This is a genomic window from Shewanella sp. SP2S2-4 (assembly GCF_031932025.1).
Classification (GTDB): Bacteria; Pseudomonadota; Gammaproteobacteria; order Enterobacterales; family Shewanellaceae; genus Shewanella; species Shewanella baltica.
In genome coordinates this window covers 26984-51307 of record NZ_JAUOER010000009.1, presented here as the reverse complement: position 1 = coordinate 51307, position 24324 = coordinate 26984, and the positions used below count along the sequence as shown (strand labels likewise).

The 24324-nt window shown below is 47.0% G+C and carries 23 protein-coding genes; 14 read left to right on the top strand and 9 right to left on the bottom strand.

Annotated elements, in window-relative coordinates:
* Positions 1 to 320 precede the first annotated feature (320 nt).
* Positions 321 to 602, top strand: coding sequence for a helix-turn-helix domain-containing protein (locus Q4Q54_RS09175; RefSeq protein ID WP_006079858.1), 282 nt, complete (start codon positions 321 to 323; stop codon positions 600 to 602).
* Complete coding sequence (locus Q4Q54_RS09170; RefSeq protein WP_011982214.1) at positions 602 to 781, top strand: HipA N-terminal domain-containing protein; 180 nt, start codon at positions 602 to 604, stop codon at positions 779 to 781. Before Q4Q54_RS09175 ends, Q4Q54_RS09170 begins: the two co-directional genes overlap by 1 nt.
* Before the next feature lie 57 nt (positions 782 to 838).
* On the opposite strand, the gene Q4Q54_RS09165 is transcribed toward Q4Q54_RS09170, so the two are convergent.
* Positions 839 to 1702, bottom strand: coding sequence for a YicC/YloC family endoribonuclease (locus Q4Q54_RS09165; RefSeq protein ID WP_006079861.1), 864 nt, complete (start codon positions 1700 to 1702; stop codon positions 839 to 841).
* 537 nt (positions 1703 to 2239) lie between these two features.
* Between Q4Q54_RS09165 and rph the strand changes: the two genes are divergently transcribed.
* A complete protein-coding gene (rph, locus tag Q4Q54_RS09160; protein ID WP_006079862.1) occupies positions 2240 to 2953 on the top strand; it encodes a ribonuclease PH in 714 nt (237 codons plus the stop codon).
* A gap of 176 nt (positions 2954 to 3129) precedes the next feature.
* Entirely contained in the window at positions 3130 to 3771 is a 642-nt protein-coding gene (gene pyrE, locus Q4Q54_RS09155) for an orotate phosphoribosyltransferase (protein ID WP_006079863.1), read from the top strand.
* Positions 3772 to 3948: 177 nt separating this feature from the next.
* Here the strand turns inward: pyrE and folE are convergent, their stop codons facing one another.
* From folE to coaBC, 5 genes are all read right to left on the bottom strand, one after another.
* Positions 3949 to 4599, bottom strand: coding sequence for a GTP cyclohydrolase I FolE (gene folE / locus Q4Q54_RS09150; RefSeq protein WP_006079864.1), 651 nt, complete (start codon positions 4597 to 4599; stop codon positions 3949 to 3951).
* A gap of 270 nt (positions 4600 to 4869) precedes the next feature.
* Positions 4870 to 6858, bottom strand: a complete 1989-nt coding sequence (locus Q4Q54_RS09145; RefSeq protein ID WP_311988264.1) for a S9 family peptidase — start codon at positions 6856 to 6858, stop codon at positions 4870 to 4872.
* Positions 6859 to 6993: 135 nt separating this feature from the next.
* A complete protein-coding gene (gene slmA / locus Q4Q54_RS09140) occupies positions 6994 to 7587 on the bottom strand; it encodes a nucleoid occlusion factor SlmA (protein ID WP_006079866.1) in 594 nt (197 codons plus the stop codon).
* Between the two features lie 34 nt (positions 7588 to 7621).
* Positions 7622 to 8080, bottom strand: coding sequence for a dUTP diphosphatase (gene dut, locus Q4Q54_RS09135; protein ID WP_311988263.1), 459 nt, complete (start codon positions 8078 to 8080; stop codon positions 7622 to 7624).
* The gene (coaBC, locus tag Q4Q54_RS09130; protein WP_311988332.1) at positions 8077 to 9300 is read right to left on the bottom strand and encodes a bifunctional phosphopantothenoylcysteine decarboxylase/phosphopantothenate--cysteine ligase CoaBC; all 1224 of its coding nucleotides are present in this window, start codon (positions 9298 to 9300) and stop codon (positions 8077 to 8079) included. Before coaBC ends, dut begins: the two co-directional genes overlap by 4 nt.
* Before the next feature lie 122 nt (positions 9301 to 9422).
* Here coaBC and radC point away from each other — a divergent pair, with 122 nt between their 5' ends.
* The 5 genes from radC to Q4Q54_RS09105 all read left to right on the top strand — a co-directional run bounded on the left by radC (position 9423) and on the right by Q4Q54_RS09105 (position 12934).
* Positions 9423 to 10100 (top strand): RadC family protein, encoded by a 678-nt coding sequence (gene radC / locus Q4Q54_RS09125; protein ID WP_006079869.1) that lies wholly within the window; start codon positions 9423 to 9425, stop codon positions 10098 to 10100.
* A gap of 121 nt (positions 10101 to 10221) precedes the next feature.
* Positions 10222 to 10458: a 50S ribosomal protein L28 gene (gene rpmB / locus Q4Q54_RS09120; RefSeq protein ID WP_006079870.1), complete on the top strand. Its 237-nt coding sequence runs from the start codon at positions 10222 to 10224 to the stop codon at positions 10456 to 10458.
* A gap of 6 nt (positions 10459 to 10464) precedes the next feature.
* Positions 10465 to 10638: a 50S ribosomal protein L33 gene (rpmG, locus tag Q4Q54_RS09115; protein ID WP_006079871.1), complete on the top strand. Its 174-nt coding sequence runs from the start codon at positions 10465 to 10467 to the stop codon at positions 10636 to 10638.
* A gap of 323 nt (positions 10639 to 10961) precedes the next feature.
* Positions 10962 to 12281 carry an amino-acid N-acetyltransferase gene (argA, locus tag Q4Q54_RS09110; RefSeq protein ID WP_311988262.1) on the top strand — a complete coding sequence of 440 codons (1320 nt, stop codon included), beginning with the start codon at positions 10962 to 10964 and terminating at the stop codon, positions 12279 to 12281.
* A 119-nt stretch (positions 12282 to 12400) separates the two neighbouring features.
* Positions 12401 to 12934: a PH domain-containing protein gene (locus Q4Q54_RS09105; protein ID WP_311988261.1), complete on the top strand. Its 534-nt coding sequence runs from the start codon at positions 12401 to 12403 to the stop codon at positions 12932 to 12934.
* A 22-nt stretch (positions 12935 to 12956) separates the two neighbouring features.
* Here the strand turns inward: Q4Q54_RS09105 and rarD are convergent, their stop codons facing one another.
* Together rarD and Q4Q54_RS09095 are read right to left on the bottom strand one after the other, a co-directional pair.
* The gene (gene rarD, locus Q4Q54_RS09100; protein ID WP_311988260.1) at positions 12957 to 13841 is read right to left on the bottom strand and encodes an EamA family transporter RarD; all 885 of its coding nucleotides are present in this window, start codon (positions 13839 to 13841) and stop codon (positions 12957 to 12959) included.
* A gap of 201 nt (positions 13842 to 14042) precedes the next feature.
* On the bottom strand, positions 14043 to 14507 hold the full coding sequence (locus tag Q4Q54_RS09095; RefSeq protein WP_107403397.1) for a thioesterase family protein: 465 nt from the start codon (positions 14505 to 14507) through the stop codon (positions 14043 to 14045).
* A gap of 439 nt (positions 14508 to 14946) precedes the next feature.
* Between Q4Q54_RS09095 and recQ the strand changes: the two genes are divergently transcribed.
* A complete protein-coding gene (gene recQ / locus Q4Q54_RS09090; RefSeq protein ID WP_311988259.1) occupies positions 14947 to 16770 on the top strand; it encodes a DNA helicase RecQ in 1824 nt (607 codons plus the stop codon).
* Here recQ and Q4Q54_RS09085 read toward each other — a convergent pair.
* Positions 16752 to 18533: a diguanylate cyclase domain-containing protein gene (locus Q4Q54_RS09085; protein WP_311988258.1), complete on the bottom strand. Its 1782-nt coding sequence runs from the start codon at positions 18531 to 18533 to the stop codon at positions 16752 to 16754. The genes recQ and Q4Q54_RS09085 overlap by 19 nt on opposite strands.
* Positions 18534 to 19040: 507 nt before the next feature.
* Between Q4Q54_RS09085 and leuA the strand changes: the two genes are divergently transcribed.
* The 4 genes from leuA to leuD all read left to right on the top strand — a co-directional run bounded on the left by leuA (position 19041) and on the right by leuD (position 23813).
* Positions 19041 to 20609 carry a 2-isopropylmalate synthase gene (leuA, locus tag Q4Q54_RS09080; RefSeq protein ID WP_107949505.1) on the top strand — a complete coding sequence of 523 codons (1569 nt, stop codon included), beginning with the start codon at positions 19041 to 19043 and terminating at the stop codon, positions 20607 to 20609.
* A gap of 70 nt (positions 20610 to 20679) precedes the next feature.
* On the top strand, positions 20680 to 21774 hold the full coding sequence (leuB, locus tag Q4Q54_RS09075) for a 3-isopropylmalate dehydrogenase (RefSeq protein WP_006079879.1): 1095 nt from the start codon (positions 20680 to 20682) through the stop codon (positions 21772 to 21774).
* Entirely contained in the window at positions 21774 to 23180 is a 1407-nt protein-coding gene (leuC, locus tag Q4Q54_RS09070; RefSeq protein WP_311988257.1) for a 3-isopropylmalate dehydratase large subunit, read from the top strand. Before leuB ends, leuC begins: the two co-directional genes overlap by 1 nt.
* A 27-nt stretch (positions 23181 to 23207) precedes the next feature.
* Entirely contained in the window at positions 23208 to 23813 is a 606-nt protein-coding gene (leuD, locus tag Q4Q54_RS09065) for a 3-isopropylmalate dehydratase small subunit (RefSeq protein WP_311988256.1), read from the top strand.
* Positions 23814 to 24324: the final 511 nt, after the last annotated feature.

Here is a 24324-nt window from a genome sequence, read left to right as displayed (position 1 = left end):
TGAATTAGATTGAGTCGCCAAGATAAATTCATGATAAATAAGGTTTTTTGTTTATTAGATTGTAGTTGAACACGACAACACACTATTCGACATTTGAAACTGAATGTCGGTTCTGCATTTCAATTAAATTCAGCGCTCCTTGGCAATGACTCCCCCCATTTCTTTTGTCTTTTATGGTCAGGCTACCCGCCGTAGCGGGTGAACTATGTTTAACGCCTATAGCGTGTGAATGTGTTTTTAACGGTTTAGGCGTGTAAACTTTGACTTACCTGCTTAGCGTGTACAGTAAGAGTTAAGAACAGTTTAAAGGTAAAGCTATCATGAAGGTGACCAACGCAAAGCAGTTGAGTACGTATCTAAAAGATGCGCGGCTGAACGCGCAGCTCTCGCAAAGCAAGGTGGCGAGCAAGGTAGGTATTCGCCAGGATACCGTTTCAAGCTTTGAGTTGAACCCGGATTCGACCAAATTAGAAACGCTGTTTAAGATCCTTTCTGCATTAAACCTAGAGCTAGATATAAAGGTTCGGAATCCACAGCTGGTGGATGAGCGCCGCCATGATAACGCCACAGTGCCTGAGCAAGAATGGAAGGAGGAGTGGTAATGGCAGTGCTTGATGTTTATATGAATGGCTACCTTGTGCGTGAATTGACCAAATCATCCACAGGCTCTCATCAGTTTGCGTATGCCCAGCAATGGCTAGCTATACCCGGTAGTCGCCCAATTTCTTTGTCTATGCTGCTACGCAAGCAAGCTTGTAAAGGTTTTTTTCCTGCGCCATAAAATACAAAAAGCCCTTACATTAAGGGCTTTTTGGTATCTAAAACGCGTTAACTATCATTACTCAACGTTTTGGATCTGCTCGCGCATTTGCTCGATGAGAACTTTAAGTTCCACTGCGGCCGAGGTGATCTCAGTGCTGATGGATTTAGAGGCGAGCGTGTTCGATTCGCGGTTAAATTCCTGCATCATAAAGTCTAAACGGCGACCTTCGCTGCCGCCTTTTTTGAGGATGCGGCGAGCTTCGGCGACATGGGCTTCGAGGCGATCCATTTCTTCGGCTACATCTTGTTTCTGTGCCAGTAGCACCATTTCTTGCTCGATGCGGGCTGGGTCGAGTTCACCTTTGATTTCTGCAAGGCGGTTGGTGAGCTTTTCGCGTTGATACAGCATCACAGTAGGCATGTGCTCGCGTACGACGGCGATTTGCTCGCTGACTCCGTCTAAGCGGCTTAGCAGCATGTCTTTGATGGCTTCGCCTTCACGGCCGCGGGCTTCGATGAATTGATCTATGGCTGAGTCGAAGGCTGTCATCAGATCGGCGCCGATGGCATCCATATCTTGTTCACCGCTTGCTAGCACGCCCGGCCAGCGCAGGATGTCGGTAAGATTGACATCGCCTTGTCCCGCTTCTTGCTTGAGCCAATTGGCAGCGCCTAATAGCTGTTTGGCCAGCGCTTGATTCAATTGCAGCTCGTTGTTGCTGTTGTCTGCCAGTTCGTAGCGCAGATTGACTTCGACTTTACCGCGGCTTAAGCGTTTACGTAGGCGGTCGCGCAGTACGGGTTCGAAACTGCGGAATTGCTCGGGTAAACGTAGGTAAGTTTCGAGATAACGTTGATTGACTGAGCGAATTTCCCAGGAGGCTGTGCCCCATTGTGCTTTGTGCTCGATGCGAGCGTAGGCTGTCATGCTTTGGATCATGGGTTGTCCTAATGGTTTAATCGTCATAATGAGAGGCGATTATAGAGTCAATGGCTTTAGGATTAAAGGCATACAGCAAATATACCCAAGCTGCCTGAAGATACGAGTTTCAGAGCGCCTAGAGTGCTTCAATTCAAGGCGCAGCAATGACAGAATGTCGGCTACCTTTTGAATTGATGCAACACGGAAGTGAAGTGCCCTAGGCGCTCCGTCCCGGCGGCTGATGTTAACCACGGGGTAACGCACTTTATGCTGCGTTGGTTATTTTTAACTTAGTCCACTAGGTCCGCAAATAACCGCAATCGCCATGGATGGCGTGAATGCCATTTATGCAGGAGCAATAAATGGCCTTGCCTAAAGTGCGTTAAACTCCCGCTGAATTCTGCATCTTCAGGTTGTTTGGGTATAAGGACACGGATTTGGCGTTTGAGTGTGATGAGTTTGCCAGAGAATCACCCTAAGCATGGCATCCTAAGGCTCAAGCCCTTATAATATGCAGCCAAAATCGGTCAATGACTCAGAATACAGGAATCTCGCATGCGTCCAAGTAACAGAACGCCAGCACAAACTCGTCCCATCACTATCACTCGCCAGTTTACGGCCCATGCCGAAGGTTCTGTGTTAGTGGAATTTGGCGAAACGAAAGTGCTTTGTACCGCCAGTTTTACTGAAGGTGTGCCACGTTTCCTTAAAGGTCAGGGTCAAGGCTGGGTGACGGCTGAATACGGCATGTTGCCACGTTCGACCCATAGCCGTATGGATCGTGAAGCCGCTCGCGGTAAGCAATCTGGCCGTACGCAAGAAATTCAACGTCTTATCGGTCGTGCTCTGCGCGCTTGTGTGGATATGAAAGCCCTAGGCGAAAACACTATCGTGATCGACTGTGATGTGATCCAAGCTGACGGTGGCACGCGCACTGCCTCTATCACTGGCGCCTGTGTGGCCTTAGTGGATGCGTTGAACTGGGCGCGTGGTAAAGGCATCATTAAATCTAACCCGCTGAAATTCCTTATCGCTGCTGTCAGCGTCGGTATTTACAAGGGTGAAGCGATCAGCGATCTAGAATATATCGAAGACAGCGCCGCTGAAACTGACATGAATGTGGTGATGACGGAAACGGGCAAGATCATCGAAATTCAAGGCACCGCCGAAGGCGAGCCGTTCAGCCACGAAGAATTACTTGAACTGTTGGCATTGGCGAAGAACAGTATTCGTGAAATCGTCGATGTGCAGAAAGCCGCACTGAACTAATAGTGTGGTGATGAAAAAGCCCCGTCATGTTACAGAGTGCGGGGCTTTTTATTAGCTGCAACTTTTTATCTGCAGCAAGATGCTAGTGTTAGACAAGCCCTGTACCGAATTAAATGTTGCCTAATAAAACATTACCTAATAAAAACCAATAAAAGACAAAGCCGTAAGGAGATATTGTGAAAGCCTATCAACGTGAGTTTATTGAATTTGCCTTAGAACGTCAGGTGTTGCGATTTGGCGAATTTACCCTTAAATCGGGTCGTATCAGTCCTTATTTCTTCAATGCGGGTTTGTTCAATACTGGCCGTGACTTGGCGCGTTTAGGCCGTTTCTATGCCGCTGCGTTAGTGGATTCAGGCATTGATTACGATTTGCTGTTTGGCCCAGCTTACAAAGGCATTCCAATTGCGACCACTACGGCGGTTGCCCTGTGTGAACACCACGATATCGATATCCCTTACTGCTTTAACCGCAAAGAGAAAAAAGATCACGGCGAAGGTGGCAGCTTAGTCGGTAGCGAGCTGAAAGGCCGCGTTATGTTGGTGGATGATGTGATTACTGCTGGTACTGCGATTCGTGAGTCGATGGAAATCATCGAGGCCCATAAGGCACAATTAGCCGGTGTGTTGATCGCCTTAGATAGACAAGAGAAAGGCAAGGGCGAGTTATCGGCTATTCAAGAGGTTGAGCGTGATTTTGGCTGCGGCATTGTTGCGATCATTAAACTTGCCGACCTCATTAGTTATCTGTCTGAAAAGCCTGGAATGGAAGTGCAACTTGCCGCCGTGAGCCAGTACCGCGAGCAATACGGCATTTAAGTGAAATCAGTTAATCAGCCAGCATTGATCTTAGCTAGGTTGAGAAAGGTTTGATTGAGTGGGTATGAAAACAAAAAACGCTGCGATTCTATAGAAGGAATCGCAGCGTTTTTTATTGAGCTGTATTGATTGCTATTGATTTCGACACATTTTAAATAGCGTTAAGTTTCAATACATTTATTTAGACTGGTGCAAAAACTCGGCGCGGGTTGCGGGGTTGGATTTGAAAATACCGCCCAGCGCTGTGGTAGTGGTCGAACTGGTGGAGTCCATCACGCCACGGGATTTTACACAGTAATGCACGGCATCCATTTTAACGGCAACATCTTTGGTTTCGAGCAAGGTTTGCAGCGCGACTAACACTTGTTGAGTCAAACGTTCTTGCACCTGTGGTCGCTGGGCAAAGAAACGCACGATGCGATTAATCTTTGATAAACCAATGATTTTTTTGCGTGGTAGATAAGCTATGGTCGCAGTACCATCGATCGTCACTAAATGGTGTTCGCAGGTGCTGGTGAGGCTAATGTCTTGCACTCGCACCATTTCATCGAAGCCCATCTTATTGTCGATAACCGTGATCTTAGGGAAGTTCGCATAATCTAAGCCGGAGAAGATTTCATCGACGTACATTTTAGCAATGCGGCGCGGCGTATCGGCAAGGCTATCGTCTGACAGATCCAATGACATTAATGTCAGGATTTCTTTCATATGATGTTCAATCTTGTCTTTACGTTCTTCACTGCTGTAAACGCTTGGGAGCATTGGGGTTTCAAGTCCACGTTCTAATAACGCGGCTTGTACTTTTACTGCTGCTTCACTTAATGCCATCTTATCCTCCACTACGTCGTAGCGGCTATAACAGAAAACCTATGCTGAGCATCGAGTGGTACTTGGGCTGTTCAGCATCAGATACAAATTATTGTTATTCTCGCTAGGGCAAGAATAGGGGGAGGAGGATAGCGCGAATTGCAGATAATTCATACCGAAAAACACTCATGGGCCACATGAAAAAGCCGATAGTCCTTATCGGATATCGGCTTTAAATCAGCCACTGCCAATCGAGTTTAGACTGGCAGTGACGGCAAGTTTGAGTCAATCCTAAAGTTTTAGATTAGTTTTTAGGAAGCTGAGCATTTGTTCATAATATTTCGCTCTATGCTCATCGTTATAAAAACCGTGCCCTTCATTGTCCATTACCAGTTTTTGGTAAGGATAATTGTGAGCTTTTAGGCCCTTCTCGAGGGATTCGAGTTGCTCAATTGGCGCTCGCTCATCTTCACCACCATGCACCAATAGTATGTTTGCTTTGAGTTTATCGACGTTTTCAGAAGGAGACATTGCTTTTAGTACCGCTTTATCTTGGCCAAGCACATCCTTGAGATAGCTAGTGCCTGAGCGCCTACTGGCAACATCGCCTTCATCAAACATCAGTTCAAGATCATATACGCCAGCTACACCTATGGCGCATTTAAACATATCAGGAGCAAGTACGGCGCTTTGTAAGGCGCTGTAACCACCAAAACTGCCGCCAACAATACAGATGCGTTCCTTATCGGCGAAACCTTGATCAATGACATATTGGGTGCCGTCGATGATATCGTATTGAATTTCTGAACCCCATTTTTGATAACCAGCGCGCTCAAATTGATCGCCATATCCACCCGAGCCACGGAAGTTGACCTGAAGAACGGCTATACCTTGGCTCGCTAGATATTGGTTTTGCGGGTCAAAGCCCCACCAGTCACGAATACCGTGTGGACCACCGTGTGGATTGACGACTAAGGGCAGATTTTTAGCTTCTTTACCAAAGGGTAGAGTTAGATATCCATGGAGTTGTTTACCATCACGACTGGTGAAACTGATGGGCTTTACCTCAGCCATTTGTTCTGGGTCGAGCCATTTCTTTGCGGCGGCTAAGTATTCAAGTTTCAGTTTTTTCGTATCAAATATGTAGTATTCACCAGGATTACGATCATTAAATGCAAGTACAACGAGTTTTTCTGCATCACGGGTTTCGCTAACAATTCGTACTTGATGGCCAGGTAGAGCACCAAGTAGATCTTTTAGCAATTTAGCATGCGAATCCTCAGTATCGACGAAGGCATAACTTGGGTAGCCATTTTCAAACTCAACTGCGTAAAGTTGTTTATTGGTGCCGTTAATCCAAAAGTTGCTAGGGTCAACGTTTTCATCCTGAATGATTTCAGTTTTATCGCCCGTTTCGAGATTAATTTTATAAACCCCTAAGGTTTCACCTTGGGAGCGACCGGCGGCATAAATCGTATTTTTGTCATCGGCAAAGGAGAGTGGTTTGAAATCAGCAAGACCTAGATTGAGTTTATCGGTATTTACCCAGTTACCGTCTTTGCGGTAGAACACTTTAGTCATGTTTTTATTGTCCTCACCGGCAACGAAGCGGACTTCACCTTGATGGTCTGTCATAAAACGGGCTCGGCCGATAGGTGAGCCTGTGATGCGTTTACGTGTGCCATTGAACAAGTCTACGCGATAGACATCTTGTGATAGTTCAAAGTCAAGATTGATCCTATCATTCCATGGAATAGCATTGACTAACATGTAGCGTTCATCCTCTGGCAGAGGATCGAGGATAAACGCGCTCGCCCGCATAGGGGTGTTTTTCTTGATATTTGAACCTGTTTGTTGCTCGCCACTCTCGAAGCCGAAGAGATACGCTTTTCGTGAACCATCGGCATTCACCGCCATCAATTCACCGTAGTAGATAGGTGTGTCTTGCCAGCCTTTTAGGTATTCTTTTGCCAGTACTAGTCGCTCACTATTGGCCCATTCATAGTCGCCGACTTGAGCATTACTAGGGAAACGTATCGCATTGAGGAGTTTTTTGGTTTGGGTATCTAAGACTAAGAGAACGTTTTTACCCTCGACACTTGTGATAGCGCTTAAATATTTGCCAGTAGGAGATATTTTTACATCTGAGTACTCATCACCTTTGCTGAACTGTTGTGCTAGCAACAAAGTATTGCTTGCAGTGGTATCGGCCGCAAAAGTGTTTAGGGGCAGCATAGGCAAGCAAAGCGTAACCAAAGTGGCTAATCGGAAGGGTTTCATCTGACATCCTTGTAAAATCATTGTGTTTTTTGTTCTGAAAATGTTTTTCGAGGATAAAACAAAAGATGGAGTGAAACAAGGAAGGAATATCGGAAATAAAGGACGATAGTTACCGTCCTTTATGCTGAAAAATCATTAGCTTTGTAGAAGTTGGTGCTGGATAAAACGCCACTGTTCATCGAAGTGTGTAGTAGGTTTGAGTTTGAATTCACTTCGAACAAATTGAGCGATTCGCCCTTCGGCAAAGGCTAACAGTAAATTGGCTAATATGGCTTCGTCTAAGTTGAAGCCTTTGCCTTCCCGCAGGGTTTTTTCCCGTAGGATTTGCTTCAACTGGGTTTCAATCTTGGCAAATAAATTACTAATGCGGCTGCGCAGGCGTTCGTTTTCTCCGAGCAGAGCATCACCATTGAGGACGCGGGAAATCCCCGGGTTACGCTCGGCAAAAATCAGTAACAGTTGCAGCACCAGTTGGCAGCGTTTCATGGTGTCTTTTTCGTCATCCATGATTAAATTGATGCGCGACAATAACGACTCTTCGATAAATTCGATTAAGCCTTCGAACATCCGTGCTTTACTCGGGAAGTGACGGTACAGGGCGGCTTCCGATACACCGACTTCTGAGGCCAGTTTCGCTGTGGTGATCCTTTGTCCTGGGTTGGTTTCTAGCATTTGCGCTAGGCATTGCAAAATATGTTCACGACGATTAATTTTTGGGCTTACAGCCATTGCAGTATCCTTGGCTCAATAACGACTTAGGGGATTATTTAGTGCCTGAATGGCCAAATCCGCCTTCACCACGATCTGAGCTGTCGAACTCATCAACGAGTTTGAATTGTGCTTGTACTACAGGAACAAACACCAGTTGCGCGAGACGATCGCCAATTTCTAAGGCAAAAGGACTGTTGCTACGATTCCAGCAAGATACCATTAGAGGGCCTTGGTAATCAGAATCTATGAGTCCGACCAGATTCCCCAGTACGATACCGTGTTTATGGCCAAGACCTGAGCGCGGTAAAATCACAGCAGCCAGCCCGGGATCGGCAACATGAACGGCAATCCCCGTTGGAATAAGCACGGTTTCACCCGGTGCTATGGTCAAAGTCGTGTCGATCATGGCACGAAGATCCATGCCTGCACTGCCCGGTGTGGCGTAGGCAGGTAAAGGAAATTCTGAGCCGATACGGGAGTCGAGAATTTTTAATTCAATCGGTGTTTTCATGTATTTGTTTTTTCTTTCACTATCAACGAAAGTAATTGCCGTGCCAGCGTGAGTTTGTCAGTGGCGGGCAAATCTTGGCTACCTTGCGGCCAGAACACTCGCAGGGCATTGGCATCGGCATTAAAGCCAATACCTGCAACGGAAACGTCGTTTGCGGCGATCATATTCAAGTTTTTACGTTTGAGTTTATCGCGGGCGTAGGCTTCTACATCATGGGTTTCTGCGGCGAATCCCACCACAAAAGGACGGTTAGGTAAGCTCGCAACCGTGGCTAAGATATCAGGATTCCTCACCAGCGCAAGTTGCATTTCTTCTGCCGATTTTTTGATCTTACAGGTGGCGATGTCGCTAATGCGATAGTCAGCAACGGCAGCGCAACCAATAAAAATATCTTTTTTATCAACGTTATCCATCACTGCGTCGAGCATATTCTGCGCCGATTCAACATCAATGCGGGTCACGCCTTCTGGGGTGCTTAGACTCACTGGGCCAGAGACTAAGGTGACCGTTGCGCCCATATCTGCTGCGGCTTTGGCTAAGGCAAAGCCCATTTTTCCAGAACTGTGATTCGAAATGTATCTGACGGGATCAATCGCCTCACGGGTTGGCCCTGCGGTGATCAGCACCGACTGTCCTGCGAGTGGCTTAAATTCAACGGCGTCATGCGTGGCAAAAAATTGTGTAGCCAGTTCCGCTATGTCTAATGGCTCTAACATACGACCCGGGCCGACTTCACCACAGGCTTGACTGCCACTGGCGGGTCCCCAAAGTGTAAAGCCGCGGGATGCCAGGCTGGTTAAATTCGCCTGCGTCGCTAGATTACGGTACATCTGCTGATTCATTGCTGGACACAGGGCAATGGGCGCCTCTGTGGCAAGACACGTGGTGGTGATCAGCTCATCGGCCATACCGGCATTAATCCGCGCCAATAGGTTTGCAGTTGCAGGGGCAATGATGACGAGATCTGCCCAACGAGCGAGTTCTATGTGGCCCATGGCTGCTTCTGCCGCAGGATCGAGTAGGCTTGAGGCAACGGGATGTCCAGATAACGCTTGCAGCGTCAAAGGCGTGATAAATTCCATCGCACTTTGGCTCATCACCACGCGCACATCAAAGCCACGCTCTTTTAAGCGACGGACTAAATCAGCACTTTTATAGGCCGCAATACCGCCGCCAATGCCCAGCAGGACGTTTTTATTTGTCAGACTCACAGACATCATCCGAGATAGAAATAATGCCGCCAACAATATCACAAAGCGGTGAATTTTAGTGACTCTCCCAGTTCAAAAAATCTCGTCCATACTCAGTAAAGTGAAAATATGTGAGATGACAGGGAGGTCGCATGGGCATTAAAGATTGGCCTGAGGGGGAAGGTCCGAGAGATAAACTGTTACAAAAAGGGGCGGGGCAACTGTCGGATGCGGAGTTATTGGCGGTATTACTGCGGAACGGTTTGGCGGGATTAAACGCGGTTGACCTTGCAAGGTCGCTTATTAGCGAGTTTGGCGGCCTCAGAAACCTGCTTTGTGCTCCTCGAAATCAGGTATGTCGACTTCCGGGCGTAGGACCTGTAAAATACGCCCAGCTTCAAGCTGCGGCCGAATTAGCGCGGCGTGTAGCGCAGGAAAATCTGCAAAGAGGTCAAGTTTTAACAAATCCCGATTTAACTCGGGACTATTTAATGCGACAATTGGCCGATCGCTCCTATGAAGTGTTCGCAGTTTTACTGCTGGATAGCCAGCATAGAGTGATTCAATTTGTCGAATTATTCCGCGGTACAATAGACTCAGCCTCAGTGTACCCACGTGAAGTGGTGAGCTTAGTGCTGGAGAAAAAGGCCGCAGCAGTTATAGTTTGTCATAATCATCCGTCTGGTATTGCCGAGCCCAGTCAGGCTGACCGACGAATAACTGAGCGATTAAAAAATGCGTTAGCAACCATAGACGTATCCTTGTTGGACCATATGGTTGTAGGTGATCGAGAGATAGTTTCTTTTGCAGAACGAGGCTGGATTAATTAATCTAACACTTGATCTTCACTCTGTGATCGTGTATAAAATGCGCCCTCTTTGTGCCTCGGGCGACGGCCATACGAGGCACATTAATGCTCGAGCGTTAAAATTGTTTTTGGAGAAGATTGACATGTCAAGAGTATGCCAAGTTACTGGCAAGAAGCCGATGGTTGGTAACAACCGTTCGCACGCAAAAAACGCGACCCGTCGTCGTTTTTTACCTAACCTACAAAACCACCGTTTTTGGTTAGAAGAAGAAAAGCGTTTCGTACAGTTACGTGTATCTACTAAAGGTATTCGTCTGATCGACAAAAAAGGTATCGAAGTTGTTGTTGCTGAACTTCGTGCTCGTGGCGAGAAGGTATAATAGATCATGGCTAAAGCTAAAGGTAATCGTGAGAAGATCAAATTAGTTTCTACAGCTAAAACTGGTCACTTCTACACAACTGAAAAAAACAAGCGTAACATGCCTGAAAAAATGGAAATCAAAAAATTTGATCCAGTTATTCGTCAGCACGTTATCTACAAAGAAGCAAAAATCAAGTAATCCTTGGTTAGTGTTTCGAGAAAAGCCCCTTATTTAAGGGGCTTTTTTTTGCGCTTTTTTTAGTAGTTAGTCATCAAGTTGAGATAATTGCCTCGCAAACTTAAGCCGCTGAATCATCCCCTGTGAAGCTAAAAAAATGTGAACACTTGCTGAAAATATAAAATAGTGCAGTTCTAAGCACTTTAAATCATTAAAACTGCACTTTAGTGAGAATAAATTCTTTATATGTGAATTAAAATGCAATACCATACGCGAAAGTTAGCGATTCATTCCTGGCATGTCATAGTGACGCTGCCAGCTCAAAAATGAGGTGTAAATAACGCGTGCGTACCACTGAACTGGTTGATGGATTTCGTCACTCTGCCCCCTATGTTAATGCTCACAGAGGTAAAACTTTTGTGGTCATGCTGGGTGGTGAAGCTTTGGCTCAGAATCACTTCCGCGCCATCTTAAATGATGTCGCCCTGCTGCACAGTTTAGGGATTAAAGTGGTGTTGGTGTATGGCGCTAGGCCGCAGATTGATGCTGCATTAGCAGTCAACGGTATCGAACCTGCCTACCACGAAGGCGTGCGTATTACGGATGAAGACTCGCTTAAAGTGATCAAGCAAGTTGCGGGTGCACTGCAATTTGATATCACAGCGCGTTTATCCATGAGCTTAAGCAATACGCCGATGCAAGGTGCGCAAATTAACTTAGTGAGCGGCAACTTTGTGATTGCCCAGCCATTAGGCGTGGATAATGGCATCGATTTTTGCTTAAGCGGCAGAGTGCGTCGTATCGATGTCCAAGGCTTAAAACGTCAGTTAGATAATCACTGCATAGTGTTGATGGGGCCGATAGCGGCTTCTGTGACCGGTGAAAGCTTTAATTTAACCGCCGAGGAAATCGCGACCCAAGTGGCGATCAAGCTCAAAGCCGACAAGATGATCGGTTTTAGCTCACAGAACGGTATTCTCGATCGCAATGGCGACGTGATTGCCGAATTGATGCCAAACGATGCGCAAAACATCATGAACAAGCTGGCCGAGCAAGGTTCTGCCTGCGTAGGCACTATGGCTTTTTTGAAAGCCAGTATCGATGCTTGCCGTAATGGCGTACCGCGTTGTCACTTAGTCAGCTACCTCGAAGATGGCGCTTTGTTGCAGGAACTGTTTTCTCGCGAAGGGATAGGCACGCAAATCGTGACTGAGAGTGCCGAGCGTTTACGCTGTGCGTCGATCGCTGATATTGGCGGTGTACTGAACCTTATCCGTCCATTGGAGGAACAAGGTATTCTGGTGCGTCGTAGCCGTGAGCAGCTCGAGATCGAAATCGAACAGTTCATGTTGATTGAACGCGATGGTTTAGTGATTGGTTGCGCCGCACTCTATCCTTTTGAAGAGGACAATGCGGGTGAGTTTGCCTGTTTGGTGGTGCACCCCGATTATCGCGATGCCGACAGAGGCAGTTTGCTGCTAAAGAACATAATCAATCAGGCCAGAAACCGCGGCTATTCACGCTTGTTTGCGCTGACAACTCGGAGCATTCACTGGTTCCTCGAGCATGGTTTTGTGATTGAAGATGTTGAAGCACTGCCACAGAAGAAAAAGCAGTTGTATAACTATCAACGCCGCTCAAAAATTCTCGCGCTCGATCTTTAAGCCGTTCTAAATTAATCCAATCAATGCCAGCCTAGTACTCATATTAGCGCTGGCATTTTTATTGACATAATATGTCTTTATTGGCAGATTAAGACTTCACTGCACGGGAGATACTGCCAATGAGTCCTCAATTTTTTGAACTCGCCCCTTTAACCCAAACCTCTATCTTTAGCTTTATCGTCTTATTGCTCGGTTTAGCGGGTATCTTGCTGATGTTATGGCTAAAAAATATGCCTAAGATAGCGAAATCGGCGAGTGTAGGTATATTGCTGGTGATGATGGGCGGATTTTCTTGGGTCTTCTATCAATCGAATAGCGCCGAATTAGTGTTAACCGATACAGAGCTCACAGTGGATGTTCCCTTCTATAAAGTGCAGTTATCCCGCGTGGATTTATTGCCCGCCGAGGCACGCATAGTCGATTTGCAACAAGAAGCAGAATTGACTCCGAGCTTTAAAACCAACGGTATAGGCATGCCAGGATTTCAATTGGGTTGGTTTAATCTACAAGGGAAAGGCAGGGCATTTTTGGCGATAACAGATAAATCGCAGTTAGTGTTAGTGCCAACGACTAAAGGCTACAGTTTATTACTGACAGTACCGCAAGGGAGTGAATTTTTAGCACAGTTACAGAAGTCATCATCACTTCTGTAACTGTGTATCGGCGTGATAATAATCACGCCGCTTTGCGTTTATAGGCCATGTCTAAGGTAAAGACTAACAGGGCACTCCAGATAAAACCGAAGGTCACGCCTTTTTCTGCATCGAAGGGCTCATTAAACAGACTCACCGCGAGGATGAACATAATACTTGGGCCGATATATTGGAAAAATCCAAGCATAGACAATGGAATCCGTACCGCGGCTCCTGCAAAACAGAGTAAAGGAATCGTGGTCACTATCCCAGCCGCCATTAACATCAGATTCAATTGCCAATCGTTAGTTAGCATGCTCGCCGTGGCGCTATCCAGAGTGGCGACTAGGTAGATCAATGCAACCGGTAATAGCACCGCGGTTTCGACCAATAAACCAGCTTTGGCATCTACATTGACCTTTTTCCGCAGTAGCGCATAGAAACCAAAGGTGCCCGCGAGTGCCAGTGAGACAATGGGAATAGAGCCAAAAGAGATTAACTGGATCAATACGCCAGCGCTGGCGAGTGAAACCGCAAACCATTGCAGTTTACGCAATCTTTCGCCTAGAAATAACATACCGAGTAAGACGTTGAGTAAAGGATTGATGAAGTAACCTAGGCTGGCATCGAGCATGTGATCGTTATTTACCGCCCAGATAAATAGTAGCCAGTTTCCCGCGATCAATATGGAAGTAATGGTGAGAACCATCAACTGTTTAGGCTGTTTAAACAGTAAGCGTAAGCGAGAAAAACCGCCGATAAACTGCATAATGATCAGCATAAACACGAATGACCAAATCACTCGATGGAGCAAAATTTCGGTGGCGGAAACATGGTTGAGTAATTTGAAATATAAAGGCGCAAAACCCCACATACAGTAAGCACTGACGGCAAGTAGGATCCCTTTGCGGTATTCAAGATCTGGCATGAGACATCTTCGAAGAACAACAAGGTGGCGATTGTAGGTGTGTCTGACCGCTGACTCAAGGGCATCGCCGTGTTCTTTTGGTTACAGAATATCTCGATAAGAGATTGAGTGGCCGATCAAAGCCAGTAAACATCTTGCTAATCAAGATGTTTACTGGCTTTGATCTTTAAGACGGTAAATGAGTTATCTACGGTGAAACGACTAGCCCACCATATAAGTACCTGTCCCAAAAGCAATATGTGTACCTTGCTCATTATGTAATTCCATGCGACACACAGACACCCTATTGCCCGCACGGATCACGCTGCCCGTCCCGGTAAAGGTGAGGCCGCGTCCCGGCCGTAGATAATCGACGCGCATATCGATAGTGCCTAGGGTTTGCAGGCGTTGCTGCAGCTCTTCGACTGCCCAATCATCACGACTGGCGACCAGTCCTGCAAAGGCAGTTAGTCCGCCAACCACATCGAGTACCGTTGCTGTCACACCGCCGTGGAGGATTTGCTGGTGGATATTGCCAATCAGCTCAGGCTTCATGTTGATCACTACTTCGACGCCATCAATGTCATAACGCTTGATATCGAGTCCGAGTAGATTATGGAAAGGAACATGTTGATCAAATACTGCTGCGACTCTTCTCAAAGCTTCGGCTTGGATTGGGCTGGTCATTATTGGGTCCTTGTCACTGAGTGACTGCATTAGGCGTAATTGGATTTGTTATCAACACTGAGATGAACCAAGTGCGGCTTAGAGCAATTAATCTACAGTGAAGCTCACCGCGAATGCAACTCTGTCGCTGAAATGAAGGTACTGTAACGAAATAACCTAGAAGGATGATCTCATATTGACGCAAGACAGAGCGGTTTAGGCCTCTATACCCAAGTTAGCGCAACATGTGAGTTTCAGAATGCCTTCGGCGCTTCGTCTCGGCGGGTTTTAAAGTACTTTACCCCGCGTTCGTTATTTTTGGCTTAGTCCATTAGGGGTTAAAATAGCTACAATCGCGATGAATGGCCTAGTCTAAAGTACTTTAAATTACCGTTGAATCCTGCATTTTGAACTAGTTTGGGTATAGAATAGGCCCCCTCACTTTTGACATAGAAGATCCATGGAAAAGCTCGTACTCGACACGCATGATGATCCGCTCTCGCAACGCCTAGCACAGGTGTTTGGTTACCGTGACTTTAGGGACGGTCAGCGGGAGGTGACAGAACGTGTTTGCGGCGGGCAAGATTGCTTAGTGATTATGCCAACGGGCGGCGGTAAGAGTTTGTGTTATCAGCTGCCCGCTTTGATGATGAATGGCATCACTATTGTCGTTTCCCCATTGATTTCTTTGATGAAAGATCAAGTCGATAGTTTATTGCAAACCGGTGTTGCTGCGGCTTATCTCAATTCTTCTTTGCCGCGCGAGCAGAGTGCCGAAGTGTTAAGGCAACTGCGCCACGGTGAGTTAAAACTACTTTATGTGTCACCTGAGCGCTTATTAACCGCAGATTTTATTGAGCGAATGCAGTCGTTGCAGCTAGCGATGTTTGCCATCGATGAGGCGCATTGTATCAGTCAATGGGGTCATGATTTTCGCCCTGAATATGCGGCGCTCGGCCAGTTAAAGCAACTCTTCCCCTATGTGCCTATGATGGCGCTGACGGCAACGGCGGATCAGGCGACTCGGCAGAGTATTTGCGAGCGACTTGGGATTGACCCGTTCCGTTTACTCTCGAGTTTCGATAGGCCTAATATTCGCTACACAGTGGCGGAAAAGCTCAATGCTGCGAATCAGTTACGGCATTTTTTAACCCAGCAAAATGGCACCAACGGGATTATTTATTGCAGCAGCCGACGCCGTGTCGACGAGGTTGCCGATCGTTTATGTCTGCAAGGTTTTAATGCTAAGGCCTATCATGCGGGAATGACGCAGGAAGATCGTGGCGCAGTGCAGGACAGTTTTCTTAAAGATCAAATCGATATAGTGGTCGCCACTGTGGCTTTCGGTATGGGGATCAATAAGTCGAATGTGCGCTTTGTGGTGCATTACGATATCCCTAAAAGTATCGAAGCCTATTATCAGGAAACGGGCCGAGCGGGCCGTGATGGGCTTGATGCCGAGGCCTTTATGTTGTTTGATCCTGCCGATATTGGCCGGGTGCGACATTTGATTGAACAGTCTGAGCCCGGACCGCAGCAGCAAGTCGAATTCCATAAACTCAATACCATGGCGGCGTTTGCTGAGGCGCAAACCTGCCGCCGCCAAGTGTTGCTGCATTACTTTGATGAGAGCGCACTAGAGCCCTGTGGTAACTGCGATATTTGCCTCGATCCGCCTAAGCGTTATAACGGCACCGAAGATGCGCAAAAGGTGTTGTCATGTATTTTCCGTTTAGGCCAGCGTTTTGGTATTAATCACTTAATTGAAGTATTGCGCGGCTCGAAAGGCGCCCCGATTGTTGACCGAGGCCATGACAAACTTACGACTTGGGGAATTGGTAAAGACAAGAGCCATGAGTATTGGTTGAGCGTGATCCGTCAATTGATCCACTTGGGACTGGCGAGTCAGGATGTGACGCGAGGTTCATCTATAACCTTAAACCCATCGGCACGACCTGTACTCAAAGGTGAGGTGGCATTAATGCTCGCCGAACCGCGCATTCAGTTAACGACCACAAAACGCAAGGTGAGCCAGTCTAAGGCGCCGCTGAACTACGACCGTAAGCTATTCGCGCGACTCAAGTTACTGCGAAGAACCATAGCTGAGCAGCAAGATGTGCCGCCGTATTTAGTGTTTAACGATGCGACGCTGGCGGAAATGGCGGCCATGATGCCGACCAGTGCAGGAGAAATGCTCGCCGTTAACGGAGTGGGCGAGCGTAAACTGAGTCGTTTCGGCGACGCTTTTCTCGATGAAATCGCGGCTTATTTAGCGGGAGAATAATGGTTTGGATTATTCTCACTGATTTTAACCTTGCCTAATTGATTGATACTGGCGCGCTTAATTAAAGACTCTAACGTATCAAACTGCTGCATTGCCGCGATACCAATATTGACCTTGCTTGACCCCTGCCAAGGCTGAATACAGGCCACTAATTGAGTGACGACTTTCTTAGCACCAGCTGCAGAGGTGTGCGGTAGGATAATCACAATTTCATCCATCGAATATCGGATCAACTTATCTTGCTCTCGCAATCTGTGCTGTAGCTCATCCTGCAGGGGCGGCAAGTCAACTTGCCGTATTTGACTCGCATTAAAAAGTAATAAAGACAGCGGATAATTACCTTGTTTGGCAATGTTTAAGGCCGATGTGACTTGTTGGAGCAGAGTTTCCGCAGGCTCCTCGCCTTCGATACGGGGCGCTCGATTATTTTGCTTATCAATCAAATACCAAATAGCCCCACCGAGTAACGTCATCGCAATTAAGAACAAAGTGCTATAGGCCCAGTCTAGATTTAACTCTTGGAGGATCGATGCCTTTTCTGGCGCAGGACTATTCTGATCCTGCTGCAAATCTTGTTGATTCAGGCGGGCTTTAAATTGCAATATCCGTGCAGTGTTCATCCCTTGATTGGCGAGTTCGGCAGCTCGATAGCGTTTGAGTAAGAAAGAATAGGCCTGCTTAAAATCTCCTTGCACTAAGTAGTGATCGCTCATGATCCCGTAAAATCCTTTGAGATCAGAATACTGTTTTAGATTTTCAGCTTGTTCAATGGCGTGATTCATTAGGATTAATGCGGCATCGTCTTGATGTTGGGCAAAGCGTATTTGTGCCAGCAGACGGGTCGAGCGCATCATAGCCAATTGCTGATTGTGCTTCTTGAAGGTATTGATGGCGATAGAAAGGTATTCTTCTGCTGCGTCGATGCGGCCTTTATCGAGCGAGATTGATGCCAAAATGGCATAGCTGTAGGCAAGCTCTAGTGGCGAACCGAGTTCAGGCAGTAGTGCCTTTGCTTGTTTTTCGAGTTGGTCACTGTAATCGAATTCTTGATTATCGAGCGCTATTCTTGCCGCATTTCGTAGAATGATGTGTAACACTTTACCCTTGGCATCCGGGCTCTGTATTCCTAAGTTGGTGTAATACATGGCCTGGGGGAAATCATGGGTTGCGTAGAGTAAATTGCCCATGGCCGCATAAATATAGGCTTGTGGAGGCCAAACCCAATTCTGGGTTTGAGTATGAATATCTGGATAAATATCGATGGCCAGACGTAAATCCTCGATGGCAGAGGAGAAGTTATCTGTGTCGGTATCGAGTTGACCACGTAAACGTAAGGCATCGACTAAGGCTTGGGGTTGTTGATAGCGTCGCGCTAAGGTAATGGCTGAATCCAGCAAGGGCAGCGCATTTTGAATATTGTTGTAGTTGAGGTTGGCGTCGGCTTGGCAAATCAAAAAGTAGGGGCGAACCTGATCGAGCTTAAGCTGTTTAGCATTGGCCTCGCCTAACTGTGCCACGTTGATTGCGGCTTCGTTCTCACCCAGTTGCAGCAGATTTTGGCATTTCAATACGCTCAATCTGAGTCGATTAATGTCAGAAGTGGCGCGGGTCGTAAATTGTTTTTCTAAGGCTGTGATTTGAGTCAGGGCTTTACTGGGATATTGGTAGACGAGTTCTGTGAGCTCATCTAACTTGTCTATAGCACTGGCCCCAAAGGGGAACAGCCATAACAACAGGCTCAGTACTAAGACGCGAAAATCCATTTTGTGCTCCATAAAATGCGTAAGCTCTAATATCCTTAATCACTAAGGCGGGATTATAACTTTTCTTAATCGTTTTTTGCATAAAAAACTATTTTTTTCTAAGAGAAATAAGTTAACACATCCCAGTGATTTCTGAATCCAAACAGCGGGTTAATTCTGTGGGGTCGATCACTAATTTGGCGATAAAACTCACAGTTATTGGCCTTAAGACGGGGCGGAACAGTGGAACATGAAAAAATTAGGGTTGACACTCTTGGCTAGGCAAGTTAAATATTAACCGTCCTAGATTATTTGAACAGAATAAATATTTAAATAAAATGAATAGAATTAGCAGCAAACTCGACCTCCTCCTCTCTCTCCTCGCGGTTTATACGCGGAGGTCTTAGTGTTGCACGCTCGATAAATAGGCAAAGCATTCACAAACCCCGCACAAATGTTGCGGGGTTTTTTGTATCTGAATACGGCAAAAGTTAAATAATGAACGGTGACGTTCCACGGAGAAGCGAGATGTCTAACAGAGTAATTATATTTGATACGACCTTACGTGATGGTGAGCAGGCGTTAGCCGCAAGCCTTTCGGTCAAAGAAAAGTTACAGATCGCCATGGCGCTGGAACGTCTAGGTGTTGATGTAATGGAAGTGGGTTTTCCAGTCTCATCACCCGGTGATTTTGAGTCGGTGCAAACCATAGCGCGCACCATCAAAAATAGCCGCGTTTGCGCGTTATCCCGCGCACTTGAAAAGGACATCGATGCTGCGGCGCAGGCCTTGTCTGTTGCTGATCAATTCCGTATCCATACCTTTATCTCGACCTCGACGATTCACGTTGAGAGCAAGTTGAAGCGTTCTTTCGATCAAGTGTTAGAGATGGCCGTAGGCGCCGTGAAATATGCACGCCGCTTTACCGACGACGTGGAGTTTTCCTGTGAGGATGCGGGACGTACGCCAATCGATAATCTGTGTCGCATGGTGGAGGCCGCCATTCTTGCTGGCGCGCGTACCATTAACATTCCCGATACGGTCGGTTACACAGTGCCAAGCGAGTTTGGCACTATTATCCAAACCCTGTTTAACCGCGTGCCGAACATCGACCAAGCGGTGATCTCAGTGCATTGCCACGATGACTTAGGTTTATCTGTGGCTAACTCGATAACTGCAGTGCAACACGGTGCGCGTCAAATTGAATGTACGATCAATGGCATAGGTGAGCGTGCGGGTAACTGTTCACTGGAAGAGATCGCGATGATTTTAGCGACGCGTAAGGGGATGTTGGGATTAGAAACGGGCATTAATGCCAAAGAAATTCACCGTACTTCTAATTTAGTCAGCCAGTTATGCAATATGCCAGTGCAGGCGAACAAGGCTATTGTCGGTGCCAATGCCTTTACCCATTCGTCGGGCATCCATCAGGATGGCATGTTAAAAGCACAAAATACCTATGAAATCATGACGCCAGAAAGCATAGGTTTGAATCGCAACAATTTGAATATGACTTCGCGATCTGGTCGCCATGTGATCAAGCATCGCATGGAGGAAATGGGTTATAGCGAGCACGATTACAATATGGATGCGCTGTACGAAGAGTTCCTAAAATTGGCAGATAAAAAAGGCCAAGTATTTGATTATGATTTAGAAGCCTTAGCCTTTATGGAAGCGCAGGCCGAAGAAGATAATCACTATCAATTGCAGCAATTAGTGGTGCAGTCTGACTCTACCGAAGGCGTTGCCACAGCTACCGTTCGTATCGAAGTGGGCGGTGAAATTAAAACCGAAGCCGCAACTGGCAATGGTCCCGTTGATGCCGCCTATAACGCGATTGCCCGTGCTACTGATCGTCGTATCGACATCATCAGCTACAAGTTGGGCGCAAAGGGCGTAGGCCAAAATGCCTTAGGTCAAGTGGACATTACTGCCGTTTACCACGAGCAAAACTTCCACGGTGTAGGTTTAGCGACCGATGTCGTTGAAGCCTCGGCGCGCGCTTTAGTGCATGTGATGAACTTAACGTGCCGCGCAGACAAGGTCGCCGATTACAAACAAAGCATGCAAAAGAGTCGAGAGCTAGGCGGCGTCTAGTCGCTAAAAGCTTCCAAAGAATAGCAAGGTCGAGCATAAAGCATTCACATTTAAAGGAGTTGGCTGGCGTATGAGTTATCAAGTAGCAGTATTAGCAGGGGACGGGATCGGCCCAGAAGTGATGGCAGAGGCGCGTAAAGTGCTGCGTGAAGTGGAAGCGCGATTCGATTTAAATATCGAATATACACAATACGATGTCGGCGGTATTGCCATCGATAACCACGGTTGCCCACTTCCCGATGCCACGCTAAAAGGTTGTGAAGCGGCCGATGCGATTCTATTTGGTTCAGTCGGTGGCCCTAAGTGGGAAAAGTTACCGCCAAATGAACAACCTGAGCGCGGCGCGCTATTGCCTCTGCGTGGCCACTTCGAACTGTTTTGCAATCTGCGCCCAGCCAAACTGCACGATGGCCTAGAGCATATGTCACCGCTGCGTAGCGATATCTCTGCCCGTGGCTTTGATGTTTTATGTGTGCGTGAGTTAACCGGTGGCATTTATTTTGGTAAGCCAAAGGGCCGCCAAGGTGAAGGCGAGAATGAAGAAGCCTTCGATACCATGCGTTATAGCCGCCGCGAAATTAGCCGTATCGCCCGCATCGCCTTTGAAGCCGCCCGTGGTCGTCGTAAAAAAGTCACCTCAGTGGATAAAGCCAACGTACTGGCTTGTTCAGTGTTGTGGCGCCAAGTGGTTGAAGAAGTGGCGGTGGATTTCCCCGATGTCGAGCTGGAACATATCTATATCGATAACGCGACTATGCAGCTGCTGCGCCGCCCCGATGAGTTCGATGTGATGTTATGTTCTAACCTGTTCGGTGACATTTTATCCGACGAAATCGCCATGTTAACGGGCTCTATGGGCTTGTTGTCATCGGCGAGCATGAACAGCAGTGGTTTTGGTTTATTCGAACCTGCGGGTGGCAGTGCGCCGGATATCGCGGGTAAAGGGATAGCCAACCCAGTCGCGCAAATTCTGTCGGCAGCATTAATGTTGCGTCATAGCTTGAAACAAGAAGAAGCGGCGAGTGCGATTGAGCGCGCCGTGAGCAAAGCCTTGAACTCTGGCTATTTAACCGGTGAGTTATTGAGCAGCGACAAGCGTAGTGAAGCGAAATCGACGGCAGAAATGGGTGACTTTATCGCCAATGCTATAAAGGAAGGTGTGTAATGACGAACGCAAAGACCTTGTACCAAAAAGTATGGGATGCACATATCGTTGCTTCTCCTGAAGGCGAAGCGCCGGTCATTTATGTCGACAGACATTTAGTCCATGAAGTGACGTCACCTCAAGCATTCAGCGGTTTGAAGGTGGCGGGTCGCAAGCTGCGCGCGCCGGAAAAAACCTTTGCCACTATGGATCATAATACTTCAACCCGCAGCGCCAGTTTAGATGCCCTAAGCCCGATGGCGCGCACTCAGGTGGAAACCCTAGCGCAAAACTGTAAAGACTTTGGCGTGCGCTTATATGATATTCATCATCCTAATCAAGGGATTGTGCATGTAATGGGCCCAGAGTTAGGCATTACCTTACCTGGCACTGTGATTGTCTGTGGCGATTCCCATACCGCCACCCACGGCGCCTTTGGCGCATTGGCGTTTGGGATTGGCACATCGGAAGTTGAGCACGTGTTAGCAACGCAAACGCTGCGTCAGTTAAAAGCTAAAACCATGAAGATTGAAGTGCGTGGTCATGTCACCGATGGCGTGACCGCCAAAGATATCGTCCTCGCTATTATTGGTAAAATCGGTATGGATGGTGGTACTGGCTACGTGGTGGAGTTCTGCGGCGAGGCGATTGAAGCCCTGTCGATGGAAGGCCGCATGACAGTGTGCAACATGGCGATTGAAATGGGCGCTAAGGCGGGCATGGTCGCGCCGGATCAAACCACTTTCGACTATTTAGCAGGCCGCGAATTTGCACCTAAGGGCGAAGATTGGGCGGAGGCTGTCGCTTACTGGAAAGCCATTAAAACCGATGACGGCGCGGTGTTTGATGCTGTCGTTGAGTTAGATGCTGCCGATATTGCGCCGCAATTGACCTGGGGCACTAACCCAGGACAAGTCGTTGCGATTGATGGCAAAGTGCCTAATCCTATTGATGAAGCCAATCCAAGCACCCGAGCTAGTATGGAAAAGGCTTTAGAATACATTGGCCTGAGTGCGGGCACACCGATGACAGATATCAGTATCAACAAGGTGTTTATCGGTTCTTGTACTAACTCACGGATTGAAGATTTACGCAGCGCCGCCGTACATGCCAAGGGCCGTAAAGTGGCGAGTGGCGTCACCGCGATTGTCGTTCCAGGTTCTGGCCAAGTAAAAGCACAAGCCGAAGCCGAAGGCTTAGATAAAATCTTTATCGAAGCGGGGTTTGAGTGGCGTTTACCGGGCTGTTCTATGTGTTTAGCGATGAATGACGACAGATTAGAAGCGGGCGATCGCTGCGCCTCGACCAGTAACCGTAACTTCGAAGGTCGCCAAGGCCGCGGCAGTCGTACCCATTTGGTGAGTCCAGCAATGGCCGCAGCTGCTGCGGTGGCAGGGCATTTTGTCGATATTCGTAAACCTTACTAATTACCGTAAACCCAAGAGGAGAAGTTAATGCAACCTTTTACAACCCATAGCGGGCTTGCGGTCATGATAGACAGCACCAATATCGATACGGATCAGATCATTCCGAAACAGTTTTTGTCTAAGGTGACCCGCGATGGTTTTGGTGTGCACTTATTCCACGACTGGCGTTATTTAGATGATGCGGGCGATCTGCCAAATCCTGAGTTTTCATTGAATCAAAGCCGCTATAAAGGCGCGTCGATTCTGTTGGCGCAGGAAAACTTTGGTTGTGGTTCAAGCCGCGAACATGCACCTTGGGCGCTGGCAGACTTTGGTCTGCGTGCGATTATTGCGCCGAGTTTTGCTGACATTTTTTACGGTAACTCAATCAATAACGGCCTATTACCTGTGGTGTTAACCCACGCGCAGGTGCGCCAATTAATGGATGAAGTGGCGGCAGAAGCAGGTGCACAAATTACGGTTGATCTCACAAGCTGCAAAGTGATTTCACCGTCGGGCGCCGAGTTTAGTTTTACGCTGGCAGAATCGGCGAGACATAAGCTACTCAACGGTTTAGATGCGATTGGGTTGACCTTGTCCCATGCTGCGCAAATCAGTCAGTACGAAACCCAAATCCAAGGCTGGCGCCGTTAGGTTTTCAGCGCACATTTGTACCATCTGATGGATGTTGATAATGCGCCTAGATGAAAATCTAGGCGTTTTTGTTCCTTTCTATTAAATGCCTATTAGTTAACGTATTGTATTTAATGTTTATTTAAACTGATTGTTCTATCTAAATATAAAATCATTCAGATGTTAGTGATTTATGCTAAATGTGGCTAAGAAAAATAAGTTACAGTTGTTTATGGTTTTTATTTATTTAATTCATTGATATTAATATATTTATTGGTTTTATTGCTTTTTTGGTTTTCTCCAATAGCGAGTTTTAAGTCTAGTGATGACTGTGTTTTGATGTTTGAATATTGATCTTTATCACTAAAAATATCCAATATTGGAATTTATTTAGTTTTTTCATCTGTTTTATCTCCTTTGGTTGCAAACATCTTCTGCATAAGTAAACTGCTGCGCATTCAATCTGGAGTGTTTGCTCTATTTTGCCTGAATGCCGCAGTACTCATTTAAGTAGTACAGATAACAATAAGAT

Coding starts and splice junctions, on each gene's coding strand:
- leuA (WP_107949505.1), top strand. CDS start 19,041: ATGTCTAACAGAGTAATTATATTTGATACGACCTTACGTGATGGTGAG.
- dut (WP_311988263.1), bottom strand. CDS start 8,080: ATGAAAACACCGATTGAATTAAAAATTCTCGACTCCCGTATCGGCTCA.
- Q4Q54_RS09105 (WP_311988261.1), top strand. CDS start 12,401: ATGAGTCCTCAATTTTTTGAACTCGCCCCTTTAACCCAAACCTCTATC.
- slmA (WP_006079866.1), bottom strand. CDS start 7,587: ATGGCTGTAAGCCCAAAAATTAATCGTCGTGAACATATTTTGCAATGC.
- leuC (WP_311988257.1), top strand. CDS start 21,774: ATGACGAACGCAAAGACCTTGTACCAAAAAGTATGGGATGCACATATC.
- Q4Q54_RS09085 (WP_311988258.1), bottom strand. CDS start 18,533: ATGGATTTTCGCGTCTTAGTACTGAGCCTGTTGTTATGGCTGTTCCCC.
- rarD (WP_311988260.1), bottom strand. CDS start 13,841: ATGCCAGATCTTGAATACCGCAAAGGGATCCTACTTGCCGTCAGTGCT.
- rpmB (WP_006079870.1), top strand. CDS start 10,222: ATGTCAAGAGTATGCCAAGTTACTGGCAAGAAGCCGATGGTTGGTAAC.
- Q4Q54_RS09175 (WP_006079858.1), top strand. CDS start 321: ATGAAGGTGACCAACGCAAAGCAGTTGAGTACGTATCTAAAAGATGCG.
- Q4Q54_RS09145 (WP_311988264.1), bottom strand. CDS start 6,858: ATGAAACCCTTCCGATTAGCCACTTTGGTTACGCTTTGCTTGCCTATG.
- coaBC (WP_311988332.1), bottom strand. CDS start 9,300: ATGATGTCTGTGAGTCTGACAAATAAAAACGTCCTGCTGGGCATTGGC.
- Q4Q54_RS09170 (WP_011982214.1), top strand. CDS start 602: ATGGCAGTGCTTGATGTTTATATGAATGGCTACCTTGTGCGTGAATTG.
- leuB (WP_006079879.1), top strand. CDS start 20,680: ATGAGTTATCAAGTAGCAGTATTAGCAGGGGACGGGATCGGCCCAGAA.
- folE (WP_006079864.1), bottom strand. CDS start 4,599: ATGGCATTAAGTGAAGCAGCAGTAAAAGTACAAGCCGCGTTATTAGAA.
- rph (WP_006079862.1), top strand. CDS start 2,240: ATGCGTCCAAGTAACAGAACGCCAGCACAAACTCGTCCCATCACTATC.
- recQ (WP_311988259.1), top strand. CDS start 14,947: ATGGAAAAGCTCGTACTCGACACGCATGATGATCCGCTCTCGCAACGC.
- radC (WP_006079869.1), top strand. CDS start 9,423: ATGGGCATTAAAGATTGGCCTGAGGGGGAAGGTCCGAGAGATAAACTG.
- rpmG (WP_006079871.1), top strand. CDS start 10,465: ATGGCTAAAGCTAAAGGTAATCGTGAGAAGATCAAATTAGTTTCTACA.
- leuD (WP_311988256.1), top strand. CDS start 23,208: ATGCAACCTTTTACAACCCATAGCGGGCTTGCGGTCATGATAGACAGC.
- Q4Q54_RS09095 (WP_107403397.1), bottom strand. CDS start 14,507: ATGACCAGCCCAATCCAAGCCGAAGCTTTGAGAAGAGTCGCAGCAGTA.
- Q4Q54_RS09165 (WP_006079861.1), bottom strand. CDS start 1,702: ATGATCCAAAGCATGACAGCCTACGCTCGCATCGAGCACAAAGCACAA.